Origin of the sequence: Alteribacter salitolerans, from assembly GCF_016901055.1 — a bacterium.
GTDB lineage: Bacteria > Bacillota > Bacilli > Bacillales > Salisediminibacteriaceae > Alteribacter > Alteribacter keqinensis.
This window is the reverse complement of sequence record NZ_JAFEUX010000009.1, coordinates 129,045-142,642: the sequence shown is the minus strand read 5'-3', so window position 1 is coordinate 142,642 and position 13,598 is coordinate 129,045. Positions and strand designations below refer to the sequence as shown.

Genomic DNA, 13,598 nt, shown 5'->3' with positions numbered 1-13,598 from the left:
TATAATAGTAGGCAGTAGCGGAAGACGGCGACTCCAGCGGGAAAAGCAACAGCTGAAGACCCCGCAACGGAGTGAGGAGGCTGAAGCGTTGCCCGCGGAAAGCGTCCGTCTGAAGCGGATGCAGGATCTCTGCTTTTATGTGCAATTCATACTAGACCCTTTATTATTAGTGTACTATAAATATCTGAATAGTTGGATTATTAAACACAAAAAGAAAAGGCTGTTGAGAAAAGACTTTCTCAACAGCCTGAAAGCGACTTTAATAAGTCGCTTTTTTTAGTATAATGATAAAAGAACAGGGTCAGGCAAGATAGCTGTGTATGTGTGTAAGATTCAGGATGCAATTGAGCAACAGATTATTACGGAGCTGTGAAATGAGGTGTCACTGATGGAGGCTAAAGAAGTAAAGCGCCTGATGCGCGATGAGGTGAAACGTCACCTGAGTAAAGAAGACCCCGAAGATCTTGCCTTAAAAACAAGCAAAATACATAATATACTTTTTGAACAGCCTGAATGGAAGCGTGCAGGGAATGTAGGGATTACTCTTTCTGTCGGCCGTGAAATTGATACATACGAGATTTTCGCAAGAGGCCTCGAAGAGAACAAACAGATGGCTGCACCGAAGTGTGATCCGGATAAAAAAACGTTGATCTTTTATCACATAACCTCACTTGAACAGTTAGAGGACAGTTTTTACGGTCTGAAGGAGCCGGACCCGCTGAAGTGCAAAAAGGTGAACGAAGATGATCTTGATTTTCTTCTTGTACCGGGAATCGTGTATTCAGACAAGGGATACAGAATCGGGTACGGTGGAGGCTATTATGACCGTCTTCTTTCAGGAAACCCCAGCCTGTACACATGTTCTCTTGCCTATGAAATTCAATTAAGGGCAAATCTGCCCACGGAGGAACATGATATAGCAGTAAAGTCGATCATAACCGAAAAAAGGTTTATTCGCCCATGAGTGTGCTGACCGTTGCGGGTATTTTTCTCCTGGCAGCAGGAGCCCGGTTTAAAGGGTCACTCACAAACAGCGGGACATTAATGGCTCTTTTGGTAGCTTTGCTGATTGGCGTTGCCTTTGATTTGTATGGACTGTTAATCCTTGCTGTCTTTTTTCTCACGTCTTCGGTTCTGGGGAAAGTGCTTGATAAGAGAGTTGAGAGTAATACAATAGAAGAAAAAGGTAATCGCCGGGATGCAAGGCAGGTCCTTGCCAATGGAGGATGGCCTGCTGTTTGTGCTGTCTTTTATCTTTTTACCGGGGACAGTGTCTGGCTCATTGCTTTTTTGAGTGGTTTTGCTGCTGCTACCAGTGACACGTGGGCGTCGGAATTCGGTCGTCTGAGCAAAAGGTGTCCTCTTGATTTAATCAGACTTAAACCAGCTGTAAAAGGGCAGTCCGGTGCTGTGTCAGTCATTGGGACTTTAGGAGCGGCAGCTGGAAGTTTAATAATAGGTGTTTCTTCATTCCTGTTTATGTTTCTGAGCGAAGAACCGTTTACCATTTATACGTTTGTTCTCATTTCAGTGATTGGTTTTACTGCTCAATTGATTGATACAATAGCAGGGGGAACGATACAAGCGTTATACGAGTGTCCCGGGTGCGGGGAGAAAACAGAAAGAACGCGCCATTGCGGGTATCGTACTGTCAGGATCAGAGGCGTGTCATTTATAAACAATGACGTTGTTAACCATCTTTGTACAGCCTCTGCCGTTTTTATTACGTGGATTGTGTACGTGATCATCTAAAATGAGGTGGGAGGATTGCAAAACATTTCAAATCGTTATTCAAGACAGGAATTGTTTGATCCGATCGGAAGAGCCGGTCAGGAAAGACTCGCTGATAAAGAAGTATTCATTGTTGGTATGGGCGCCCTTGGTTCGGTTCTTGCCAACCATCTTGTGCGTGCAGGTGTAGGTTCTGTTTCTTTTGCAGACAGAGACTACGTGGAATTCAGCAATCTTCATAGACAAATGCTCTTTGATGAGGAAGATGCCAGGGAGATGGTTCCCAAAGCTGCAGCAGCAGAGCGGCGCCTTAAGAAGATGAATGCTGAAGTTAATATCAAGGGTTATATAACAGACGTGACGCATGAAAATGTCTTATCTCTTCTTCATAGTTCGCATATCGTTTTAGACGGTACAGACAACCTTGATACCCGTTTTCTTTTAAATGATGCGGCATATAAGCTTGGCATTCCATACATATATGGCGGGGCAGTCAGCTCGCGGGGAATGCAGGCCACTTTCATCCCCGGTATTACTCCGTGTCTCCGCTGCATGATTTCTCCGTCATCGGGTACCGGAGAAACATGTGACACAACAGGGGTGCTGTCCCCTGCTGTGGATATTGCTGCAAGCTATCAGACGGTGGAAGCATTAAAAATTCTCACAGGTAATGAAAAGGAAGTTAGAAAAACACTTCTTACCTTTGATATCTGGAGAAACCATCGTTTTGAGATGAAAATGAAACAAAAAGATGATTGTGTAACGTGTACTAAAAAAGATTATCCTTCACTGACCGGTGGTGGAGGACCTGGAATTTCCACGCTGTGCGGAAGAGATACGGTTCAAATCGAAGGAAGAGAACCCTTTGATCTTTCCTACTGGGCAAAGCGTCTTGAACATCTCGGGGAAGTTAAAAAGACCCCGTTCCTCGTAAGAGTGCAATTGGAAGGAAAGATTACCCTCGTTCTCTTTCCGGATGGACGGACCCTTGTGCAGGGAACGGAAGAGGAGCAGGAAGCAAAAGTAATTTACGCAAAATATATCGGAAGCTAATACGAACAAAACGGAGGTTGGACAAAAAGTTGTCAAACAATACCTTCGTTTTTTGTTTTATGAGATTGTGAAATAATGTACAATCTAAGTGGAGGCACCCGAAGCAAGTAAATCCGATTTTTTGCAGGTAATGGTGCCCGGGTAATCGAAATTCGATACAACGGGATTGGATTTAATAAACCAGATTGAATCGAATCAGGGAAGGTGGAGTTATCTTGCAAACACAATATGGAAACAAAACAACCAGAGTTGCTGTTATTGGTACAGGTTTTGTAGGTTCAAGTTATGCTTTTGCATTAATCAATCAAAATGTGGCAGATGAAATGGTGTTAATTGATCTCAATAAAGCGAAAGCAGAGGGGGATGCGATGGATTTAAACCACGGTCTGCCTTTTGGATCTCCTATGAAAATATGGGCTGGAGATTATCAGGACTGCAGTGAAGCGGATATTGTTGTGATCACAGCCGGTGCTAATCAAAAACCAGGTGAAACAAGGCTTGACTTGATCGAAAAAAATGCTGTGATCTTTAAATCAATCGTAGATGAAGTGATGGGAAGTGGCTTTAACGGTATATTCATTGTTGCAACAAACCCGGTTGATATTTTGTCCTATGCCACCTGGAAGTTCTCGGGTCTGCCGATGGAAAGAGTCATCGGTTCAGGTACTATTCTGGACAGTGCACGGTTCAGGTTTCTACTCAGCGACTATTTAAATCTTGATGTAAGAAACATTCATGCCTATATCCTGGGGGAGCATGGTGATACCGAGCTTCCAGTCTGGAGCCAGGCTCGTGTAGGTCTCGAACCACTGGATCGCTATATTGAAAAATACAAACCTGATGCGTCTCAGGAAGATCTCGATCAGATTTTCGTTAATGTAAGGGATGCAGCCTATGATATTATCGAAAGAAAAGGAGCAACTCATTATGCGATTGCTCTTGGATTAATACGACTGACAAAAGCCATCTTACGCAATGAGAATTCCATCCTGACCGTTTCCACTCTTCTGGAGGGGGAATATGGTCTTCGTGATCTCTATATCGGAGTACCTGCCGTCGTGAATAAAAACGGTATCGAGCGGGTGGTTGAAATCGACTTAAATAAAGAAGAGATGCAGCAGCTTCAGGAGTCTGCATCAACGTTAAAAAAAGCCATGCAGCCTGTTCATGACATGATAAAATAAACATCATGGAAGTTTTTTCCTGTAGGGCATTACAGCGGATAACTTTGTCAATCCAATCCATCCTATAAAAAAGAAGGAGGGATGGGCGTGGATAATCGCATATGGGTGATTCTTGGCGCTTTTATCGGAGGTTTGTTTCTTTATCGCATACGGTACCGTGTAATCAATGCTTTTTTAAAGCGTGCTTGGTTACGCCGGCTGGCAGTCAGTTCAGTTATGAGAATTCCTGCAGTAAGAGACCGGATGGTATCACAGGTGCTGCGCTGATTAACATGAAGGAGGTCCTGAATGGTTCAGGGCTTCTTTTCTGTTTTTTAAAACATGGCTGTGTTAAGGGTCATTATATAACGATGTGAAGCCTACGCGCCCTTTGCTTTCCGTGACGGTGCCGGCAAACTCCAGCAGAGTCTTTTATAAGAAAAATGGACTTTATAAGTGGCTTCACAGAGCATGATAAGCTCACCGGGCACCCTTGGGAAATGGGAATGCGATGAGCGTACGTTTTAGAGTGCTGTAAATATTGAAATAAAGCATGAATCTTCGTAAACCGCATCTTACCTTGATATAATGACAAGGGGGGATAACAAATGAAATGGAACAGTGTCTGCTTTGATTTAGATAATACATTATTCAGTCATGAACAGGCGTTTAAGCTTGCCATAGAGCAATGCTTTCATGAACTAATGAACGGTATATCGCATGTGAAGAACGTTTCCTTTGACGAGTTCTTCCCGCTTTTCAAGCATAACAGTGATCGTTACTGGGAATCGTTTGAAAAAAGAGAGGTGTCGCCCAAAGAGTACAGGCGGCTTCGATTTTTGGAAACGGTAAAAGAACTTGAGCTTCCTTTTACAGAAATAGATGCTGATTGGTTTCATGAACGATACTACGCTATTGTTGATGACTACAGCATCCCCTACGAAGGACTGGAATCACTTCTCTCGTTTCTCAGAAAGCATAAGATGAAGATAGGAATCATTACAAATGGTACAGCAGATACACAATATAATAAATTGCAAAAACTAGGTATAGCAAAGTGGGTTTCTGACCATCAGATGATTGTGAGTGAAGAGGTTGATGTGGCCAAACCGGATAAAAGGATTTTCATGCTTGCAAAAGAAAGGTTCGGTCTGCAGGAACCTGTTCTGTTTGTAGGAGATTCATGGAAGCATGATGTTATCGGAGCCATCGAAGCTGGCTGGGACAGTATCTTCCTGAATTCAAGAGGCGAAAAAAGAACAACAGAGCATTCACCGGTGGCTGAGTGTAACACTTTGTTACAAGTAAAGCAGGTGATCGAGAAGGAGGTCGGTGAATGAGTCTCCTCACTCAGCAGCTTAGGTTTTGGGAGCTGCTTTATCATCTCGTTAATAAAGAAGGAATGCGGGTCGTTCACCTTTCAAAGAGTGACCGGGAAGCGTGGCTTGAAGACGACAGAAAAGAACCATATCAGATTATCCGTATATGCAGAAAGGATTTGGACTGGTCAAGGGAGCTGCGCTCGGATATAAAGGAAACGGAACAAAAAGCTAAGCAGGTCAGAAAAAAACTGGGCCTCAGGCAGGCAAATGTAATCAGTTTGATTGTTTCCACGTATCCACCGGTTGACTCATGGGAAGAGTTAACCGACCGGCCGCTTCCTCTCACTGCCGGAGGAAAGCAGCAGATGAGAACCATACTGCTCACGGAGGATACGCTGCAGACAGTGATGTTTCCTCTTGCTACAGAATGGAAGTTAAAAGAGATGCCGGATTTCCTGCCTCCCGGAATGATTGAAGAGGAAGACGAGATGGTAAGAATGCTCCGGCGTCAGGTGAAAAAGGCAGAGGACAAACGGATTGAAGATGAAAGAAGTCTTTTTTTATACGGTAAACCGGTATTTACTTTCCTGCTGCTGGCTGCAATCCTGGGCATGTTTGCTTTAGTCGAACGGGAAGGATCATCCACGGATATTCGTACTCTTATTAAGTTCGGTGCTAAATTCAACCCTCTTATTCATGACGGAGAATGGTGGCGCTTTTTCAGCGCTATGTTTTTACACATCGGTTTTCTCCATTTGTTTATGAATTCCCTTGCGCTTTTTTATTTAGGCGGGGCAGTGGAACGGATTTTTGGCACAGGTCGTTTCATCATCATTTATGCTGTAGCCGGACTTTCAGGGTCTGTAGCGAGCTTTGCCTTTAATGAGCAGGTTTCTGCCGGGGCCAGTGGTGCTATTTTTGGTTGCTTTGGGGCACTTCTCTACTTTGGCCTTAAACATAAACGACTGTTTTTCAGAACGATGGGAATGAACGTCATTGTCATCCTCATCATTAACCTCAGTCTGGGATTCCTTGTCCCGATGATTGATAACGGGGCACATATAGGCGGACTTGTTGGCGGCTTTTTTGCTTCGGCAATAGTGAACCTTCCCAGATCTTCTTTCAATACAGGAAGAAGGCTTGCGGCTTTGGGGATTACTGTAATTGGAATTTTTGCTTTAATGGTTTACGGTTATACAAAGCCGTCAGATGGAAGCGGATCTCTTGCGTATGCTCAGATTGGTCAGGAGTACTTTCAGGAAGAGGAGTATGACGAAGCAAGGCGTTACCTGACTCTGGCTGTGGAGGGCGGAGTCCAAATGAAAGAGGTGTATTTCCTTTTAGGGAATACATATGCAATGGAGGATCAGCTCGATGAAGCTGAGCCATATTTCAAGAAAGCCATTGAACTCGATCAGGATTTTGCTCCGGCTCATTATAACCTGGCTCTGGTCTACTATCAGACCGGCAAAATTGAAGTAGCTAAGGATTCCGTAGAGCGGGCAGTGTCTTTGGACCCTGATAACAGTCAGTTCAGAGAGCTTCAGGAAGAGATTGAACGGAGGAATCCGTCCTAAGCTAAGTGAAGCATTAGTTGTACTGAAGCTTCGATAACAACTATAAAAAGCGCCGAAGCAGGCGGTCCGGAAAGGTATTCAGCCATCCCGGACCGCCTTTTTGTTTTGCCTTATATTACAAAGGGTCAGACCCTGTAAAATCAGAAATCGCTATTTTACAGGCTTTCCTTACCTGAACAACTGTTCAGGGTCTGACCCCTTGTAATAATTAAGGGGTTTATTTTATTTTTTGCATTGAAAAGGTGGTTTTGGCAGAAAATGAGGTGAAGGGAGGAGGGATTTAAATGAAGAAGCTGCCAAAGAAACAACCGGTTTCACCATGTCTGAAAGAAAATATTGATTATCTTAACAGAGAGCTCGCGGTTGATAAGAGTTTTGATTTGATCAACCTTGATCTCGAATATGACGGTATTGAAATGGCTCTATACACAGTCGACGGTTTTGCAAAGGACGACGCTCTTACTCAGATACAAAGAGAATTAAACCATATCGACGGTGCAACAAAAGATAATATTCTTGATCACCTTCTCAAATCACGGATACCGTACATAGAGCTTGAAAAAGTAGATGATCTCGAAGAAGCTTTGGTTGAGATTTTGTCCGGTCCTGCTGTCCTCCTTATCGATGGTCAGTCCGAGGCACTTGTTATTGATACCCGTGAATATGAAATCAGAGGACCTTCTGAGCCGGATTCCGAACAGGTCATTCGCGGCTCAAGGGACGGTTTTGTTGAAACAATGGTTTTTAATGCAGGACTGGTAAGAAGGCGGATCCGCGACCGGAACCTGCGAAATGAATATATCAGAATTGGGCGCAGGTCTATGAGTGACGTGTGTATTACGTATCTCGCAGATATTGCTGATCATGAACTTATTGAATATATTAAGAGCAGCCTTGATGAAATTGACACTGACGGACTTCCTATGGGGGATAAGACCATCGAAGAGTATTTGTTCGGACAGCATAAGAATCCCTACCCGGTTGTGAGGTACACAGAACGCCCCGATGTTGCCGCCTCACACGTGCTGGAAGGACACGTTCTTATTACTGTAGACGGATCACCGAGTGTTATTATTACGCCGACAACATTTTGGCACCACCTTCAGCATGCTGAAGAATACCGCCAAAAGCCTATAGTGGGAAGTGCCTTAAGGATGGTTCGTTTTGCGGCTGTCTGGACAAGTATTTTTTTACTTCCCCTGTGGTTTTTATTCGCTCAAAACGCTGATCTTCTGCCAGATGGGCTTTCCTATATTGGTATTGATGAACCTGGGGAAGTACCATTGATCGGCCAGTTTCTCCTGGCTGAAATCGGAATTGAGATGCTCAGGATGGCAGCTATTCATACACCGTCGGCTCTTGCTACCGCCCTTGGGCTTGTTGCTGCCATTCTGATAGGGGAAGTGGCGATTGAAGTCGGGCTATTTTCTCATGAAGTGGTTCTCTACCTTGCTATTTCCGCAGTAGGCTCATTTGCGACACCAAGCTATGAGATGAGTCTGGCAAACCGTCTGATGAGAATTGCCCTTCTGCTTTTATGCGCTTTTTTTCACGTACCCGGATACATTATCGGTACGACACTGCTTATCCTGCTGCTTGCCGGTATGCGCTCTTTCGATACACCTTATTTCTGGCCGTTCCTGCCATTAAACCTCAGAGGGTTAAGGGATGTGGTTTTCAGAGCTCCCATGCCATTAAAGAACCGCCGTCCCAGATCAATCCACCCTATCGATCCGGACAAATAAAAAAGCTGACTCACGCACCTTTTGCGGAGTCAGCTTTCTGCATTTTCATCACCCATTACCCATTACCCATATCACGTTCATACAATTCGTCTGTAATAAAGATTTTCTCTTTTTCAACTGCTGTACAAGAAGCCAGAACGAGACCGACAGGAGAATCTTTTCCGTCGTTTACAATCGTAAACTGGACGCCATTCTTATTCGCTTCCTTTACATAATTAGAATAGGAAGGATAATTAAGTGAGCCATTTATATACATCGTTACATCAGAATGATTTTTCATCATACGCAGTGCCTGATCATACATTCCACGCTCGCGCACCTGTCTGTTCGTAAGGGCAAGGTAGACCCGCTCTCTTAATGTGGAAAGAAAAAGCTTTCGCTCATCCGGCCGGATTTCAGGTGAACCATAGATGCCTTGCTTGAGTACTTCTTTTAATTTTTCCTCTGACATAGTAATTCCCCGTTTCTGTCTTGAGTTTGCTCAGTACTTCTCAATCTTTTTACATCCTCATTATACCAGTTTTTCTCGAGTCCTTACAATACAAATTCTTGTCCTTAACGGCGGCTTTCATTCATACACATAACCGAGGGGGGCTTACCAATGATTGAAGTCATCGTATTTACATTTTTTATTTTATTAACAGGAGTTGCCGTCGGTTCGTTACTTACCGCCAAGCTCGTCTTCTCCTGGCAGATGATATTCACTGTAACAGGGCTGATTTTCTTTTTTTTCGTATGGATCGGCATGCTGCTGGGAGGTTGGCTCTGGTTCCCTGATCCACTGTTAAAAGGGCTTATCTCTTTTGTTTCTGTTATTCTTGCGGTTTTTTTCTTTCGTACCTATCACCCATCCTTCGGTTACATTCCTACGAGAGGACTTTTGCACTGGGGTGTACTCGCGGTATTCTTTTTCTTTCTCGGTTTCGAAATCGGCATTGCAGGCTTCTCAAAGTGGTTCATCGTGTTGTTTACAGTCGTTTTTGCTGTTGGCGTGGTGAGCAGTGCCTGGCTTGTCTGGCGGTTAAAGAATTTAATGGAGTTTCGCTTTCTTGTTCAATATGTACCGATCCTTCTATTTGTTTTTATCGCCGTTTTAAAACTGGTATAATAAATGATGATCAGAGGCTGACGGAGGATAAAAATGAAAACCTATTTTGACATACAGCAGTTACTTAAACGCTTTGGGACAATCATCTATACTGGTGATCGTTCTGATGATCTTGACCTTATGGGAGAAGAACTGGGGGAGCTTCATAAAATGAACATGATTGATAATAACGACTATCTGCAGGCAAAAATGATCATCAAACAGGAGAAAAGCCGGATAGCACGCAGGTAACCGGGTTCTGCTTTTACGGGGCCAGGATGATCCTGGGCCCATGTCACGGAGTCTGCTGCAAAGAATAGTGAAATCCCTTGAAACCATCACGTTTCCCTTCAGACGGGCAGGGGTTTCAGTCATGACCAGTAAAGATAAACATAAGAAAAAACATAAAATCGTGATACAATATTTGTGTAAACAGCATAGAAAAAAGGATGATACATATGGAAAACAAAAACTGGCTTGCCGGCGTGGACGTAGGCGGAACAACAATTAAACTTGCCATATTAGATGAAGCCGGAAGCTTTATAACGAAGTGGGAAGTTCCTACTGATATAAGTGATTCAGGTCATCACATCCCGGGACATATTGCTTCAGCATTGGAGGACAAGCTTTATTCCCTTGATGCAGGCTTTAAAGACATCAAAGGGATTGGTGTAGGGGCCCCTGGTTTTATTGAAGCAGATACGGGGTTTATCTATCAGGCCGTTAATATCGGCTGGAGAAACTATCCATTAAAGGAACGCCTTGAAAAAGAAACCGGGGTTCCTGTTTTTGCTGACAACGATGCCAATCTGGCTGCTGCCGGAGAGATGTGGAAAGGTGCCGGGGACGGTGCGAAAAATATGCTTTGTGTAACTCTTGGAACTGGTGTAGGCGGCGGCATCATTTCTGAAGGTTTCGTCCTTCATGGAGCGTACGGAATGGCCGGTGAGATTGGTCATATCACTTCCGTTCCTGAAGGGGGAGCCCCTTGTAACTGCGGAAAAACCGGATGTCTTGAAACCGTAAGTTCTGCCACCGGAATAGTTAGACTTGCCATGGAAAAAATTGAAGCCAGTAAAGCCGGAGCACTGTTTGACCAGTTTGAAAACACCGGAATGGTAACAGCGAAAGATGTGTTTGATGCAGCAGAGAAGAATGACCAAAGTGCGAAAGAGGTTATTCATGAAGCGATGTACCACCTGGGCCTTGCAATTGGGAATCTTGCAAACAGCCTTAATCCGAATGTTATTGTTATAGGCGGAGGAGTATCTAAAGCAGAAGAAAAGCTGTTAAACGCACTTCGGCCGCACTTTGACCGCTTTGCACTCCCGAAAATTGCTGAAGAAACGACATTCCAGGTTGCCCGCCTTGGTAACGACGCTGGAGTGATCGGTGCTGCCTGGCTCGTTAAGGAAAAAGGATAATGATTAACATAAATGAAAGAGGCTGGGACATAAAGAAAGTGTTTAGCTGAGATTCCGAACAATGCGATAACATAGAGGATGAAATATACGCAGATTCCTGCGGGATTAAAAGGAAGCCACTGAAAAAGTACAAAACAACTTTTTAAGTGGCTTTTATTTGAGTCGCAATGGCTTCAGCGGATGCGCGCCTGATACGAGAAACCCACTCATATCAGGCTTTAAAAAATGGCAACCGTTACGCTCATTGCTTAGAAGGCACTGGAAAAGTTAAAGATCGAACTTTTTCAGTGCCTTCTGAAAAGCAAAGGTGAGACCCCACAGTGACGAGCGCTTACTTTTTGAAAATGCGACGAGTTGCTTCGATTAGTCAGCTTCTCAGGTTAGCTGGCAGAGGAAGAATCAGGAAAGCTGGAGGAGGGTAACCCGCTTCCCGCGAAAAGGGGGAGTATATTTCAGGAGCCATGTATTTGCACCTCATTTGTTCGTTCGGATTCTCGTTGACAAAACACTTCTGTCCCAGCCTCTTTCTTTTTGTATCAGGTTCTGCAAACTCACTGGATGATTTATGCTGATTGCATGGGTTGTCTCCTGTGAGCCCTTTTTTAATAATTAGGAGTCCATTGTTTTTGGCTCAAACATATCAAAACAGGTATACTATTAACGAATTAAGGAAAAAAGGTGAAATGATATGGAAGACACAAATCTTATCATCAAAGCAGACCACGTTAGCACAAAGATTTTGCGTGATATCTCTTTTGATGTTTTTAAAGGAGAAATTATAACGCTGATAGGCTCTTCAGGTGCAGGCAAAAGCAGCCTGTTAATGTTATTAAACCGGTTAAATGATCCCGACAAAGGCAGAATCTTTTACAGAGGAAAGGATGTAAAAGAATATGATATTACCTCCCTCAGAAAGTCTGTGGGTATGGTGTTTCAGTCCTCATCATTATTTGATGGGACAGTGGAAGATAATCTTAAGTATGGACCTGAATTGTTCGGTGAATGGGAAGAAGATATGGGTCTCCGTCTGTTAAAGAACGTCCAGCTGCCGGAAGAGTATCTTAGCAGAGATGTGGAAGATTTATCCGGTGGCGAAAAACAACGCGTTGCACTTGCCAGGACACTTGCCAATAAACCGGATATCCTGCTCCTTGATGAAGTGACAAGCGCTCTTGACCTGAAAAATGTTGAATTAATTGAAGAGTTCCTGCTGGGTCTCGTTCCTGATAAGGTTCATGCAGTTGTCATGGTTACACATGATGTTGCTCAGGCAAAACGCCTTGGGGACCGGACAGTGTACATGGAAGAAGGGACGATCGTTGAAAGCGGCAAAACCGAAGACCTGTTTAACAACCCGAAGACAGAATCACTGAAGTATTTTTTGAAGGAGTGAGAATATGACACCTGAGATTTCAAACTTATCCATGTTTCTGTTGATTTTTTTTGTTCTCATTCCCGTATCTCTTTCCTATATTTATTCACTTGGTTTAAGCAGATCCATTGCCTGGTCGTCATTCAGAGGGGTACTGCAGCTCGTTATTATCGGGTATGTGCTTACATATTTATTTTCACTGCCGCCTTTGATCGGAATATCACTAATGTTGGTTGTCATGGTCACCGTTGCCACTTTCCATGCAAGTAAAAAAGGGGAAGGCATTCCTTTTCTGAGACCGGTAATTTTTTCGGTCATTGTGGGCGTCCAGCTACTGATCCTGGCAATGTGGCTTGGCTTTGATATGATTAACTTCGAGCCGGACCAGGTTATACCAATGAGCGGGATGGTCATTGGAAACAGTATGATTGCAATAGGGCTCGCTCTTGAGAGAATGAAAAGTGAATTTAAAGAAGCAAAAGGCAAGATCGTTGCTGCCTTGTCACTTGGTGCAAAGCCCGAGCAAGCTTCCACAATCCTGATCCGCAGAATTGTAAAAGCAGCCATGATACCAAACGTGGATGGCTTAAAAACAATAGGATTGGTTCAATTACCTGGTATGATGACAGGTTTGATTCTGGGAGGGGTTGCGCCGATTGAAGCCATACGCTATCAGATTGTTATTTCTCTGAGTATCTTTGCTTCCGTATCTCTGGCAGCAATGCTTGTGACAGTTATTTTCTACCGGTTTTTCTTTAATAAAAACCTGCAGATGGTGACGATTAATGAAAATTAGGTCTGGTTTTGTTATAACAGCCTTCCAAGCCGATTCAGCTTTCCATAAGAGGAGTTTGCCGAACGGGGTAGCGGGTTCGAGAGTACCCCCAGTCGAGGATACAGTGTTCACTATGAATGTATACTGTATGTGAGTGAATAGGCAGGTCAATGAGAGATAGACAAACGCACCGCAGTTTCTGCCTGCCAGTCATACATATCGTAACTCAAGGCTAGGAACAAAGAGAGTTAACAGTAACAGCGGACTTCAAAGGTGAAATTTCAGATAATAAGTAATTTTGACAGTGACCTGTGTTACAGTGAGCAGGAATTTAACATTCTGGAAAGAG

At 43.8% G+C, this 13,598-nt stretch carries 14 protein-coding genes; 13 read left to right on the top strand and 1 reads right to left on the bottom strand.

What is annotated here, in order from left to right; translation table 11 throughout:
- Window positions 1-388 precede the first annotated feature (388 nt).
- The 8 genes from JSY36_RS16545 to JSY36_RS16510 all read left to right on the top strand — a co-directional run bounded on the left by JSY36_RS16545 (window position 389) and on the right by JSY36_RS16510 (window position 8,591).
- Entirely contained in the window at window positions 389-964 is a 576-nt protein-coding gene (locus tag JSY36_RS16545) for a 5-formyltetrahydrofolate cyclo-ligase (protein WP_205167186.1), read from the top strand.
- Window positions 961-1,752 carry a DUF92 domain-containing protein gene (locus JSY36_RS16540; protein WP_205167185.1) on the top strand — a complete coding sequence of 264 codons (792 nt, stop codon included), beginning with the start codon at window positions 961-963 and terminating at the stop codon, window positions 1,750-1,752. The genes JSY36_RS16545 and JSY36_RS16540 overlap by 4 nt, the downstream gene beginning before the upstream one ends.
- A gap of 15 nt (window positions 1,753-1,767) precedes the next feature.
- Entirely contained in the window at window positions 1,768-2,784 is a 1,017-nt protein-coding gene (locus tag JSY36_RS16535) for a ThiF family adenylyltransferase (RefSeq protein WP_205167184.1), read from the top strand.
- 215 nt (window positions 2,785-2,999) lie between these two features.
- Window positions 3,000-3,968, top strand: a complete 969-nt coding sequence (locus JSY36_RS16530; protein WP_205167183.1) for an L-lactate dehydrogenase — start codon at window positions 3,000-3,002, stop codon at window positions 3,966-3,968.
- 87 nt (window positions 3,969-4,055) lie between these two features.
- Window positions 4,056-4,235: a hypothetical protein gene (locus JSY36_RS16525; protein ID WP_122896448.1), complete on the top strand. Its 180-nt coding sequence runs from the start codon at window positions 4,056-4,058 to the stop codon at window positions 4,233-4,235.
- A 320-nt stretch (window positions 4,236-4,555) separates the two neighbouring features.
- The gene (locus JSY36_RS16520; protein WP_122896449.1) at window positions 4,556-5,287 is read left to right on the top strand and encodes an HAD family hydrolase; all 732 of its coding nucleotides are present in this window, start codon (window positions 4,556-4,558) and stop codon (window positions 5,285-5,287) included.
- Window positions 5,284-6,846 carry a rhomboid family intramembrane serine protease gene (locus tag JSY36_RS16515; RefSeq protein ID WP_205167182.1) on the top strand — a complete coding sequence of 521 codons (1,563 nt, stop codon included), beginning with the start codon at window positions 5,284-5,286 and terminating at the stop codon, window positions 6,844-6,846. The genes JSY36_RS16520 and JSY36_RS16515 overlap by 4 nt, the downstream gene beginning before the upstream one ends.
- Window positions 6,847-7,130: 284 nt before the next feature.
- Complete coding sequence (locus JSY36_RS16510; RefSeq protein WP_205167181.1) at window positions 7,131-8,591, top strand: spore germination protein; 1,461 nt, start codon at window positions 7,131-7,133, stop codon at window positions 8,589-8,591.
- Between the two features lie 55 nt (window positions 8,592-8,646).
- On the opposite strand, the gene JSY36_RS16505 is transcribed toward JSY36_RS16510, so the two are convergent.
- A complete protein-coding gene (locus JSY36_RS16505; RefSeq protein ID WP_205167180.1) occupies window positions 8,647-9,042 on the bottom strand; it encodes a YueI family protein in 396 nt (131 codons plus the stop codon).
- A gap of 150 nt (window positions 9,043-9,192) precedes the next feature.
- On the opposite strand from JSY36_RS16505, the gene JSY36_RS16500 reads away from it, so the two are divergent.
- The 5 genes from JSY36_RS16500 (at window position 9,193) to JSY36_RS16480 (ending at window position 13,270) form a co-directional block, all read left to right on the top strand.
- Window positions 9,193-9,699 (top strand): hypothetical protein, encoded by a 507-nt coding sequence (locus JSY36_RS16500; protein WP_122896453.1) that lies wholly within the window; start codon window positions 9,193-9,195, stop codon window positions 9,697-9,699.
- Between the two features lie 33 nt (window positions 9,700-9,732).
- Window positions 9,733-9,930 carry a YqgQ family protein gene (locus tag JSY36_RS16495; RefSeq protein WP_205167179.1) on the top strand — a complete coding sequence of 66 codons (198 nt, stop codon included), beginning with the start codon at window positions 9,733-9,735 and terminating at the stop codon, window positions 9,928-9,930.
- A 206-nt stretch (window positions 9,931-10,136) separates the two neighbouring features.
- Entirely contained in the window at window positions 10,137-11,102 is a 966-nt protein-coding gene (locus JSY36_RS16490) for an ROK family glucokinase (protein WP_205167178.1), read from the top strand.
- Between the two features lie 688 nt (window positions 11,103-11,790).
- Window positions 11,791-12,495, top strand: coding sequence for an ABC transporter ATP-binding protein (locus tag JSY36_RS16485; protein ID WP_205167177.1), 705 nt, complete (start codon window positions 11,791-11,793; stop codon window positions 12,493-12,495).
- 4 nt (window positions 12,496-12,499) lie between these two features.
- Window positions 12,500-13,270, top strand: coding sequence for an ABC transporter permease (locus JSY36_RS16480; protein WP_205167176.1), 771 nt, complete (start codon window positions 12,500-12,502; stop codon window positions 13,268-13,270).
- Window positions 13,271-13,598 lie beyond the last annotated feature (328 nt).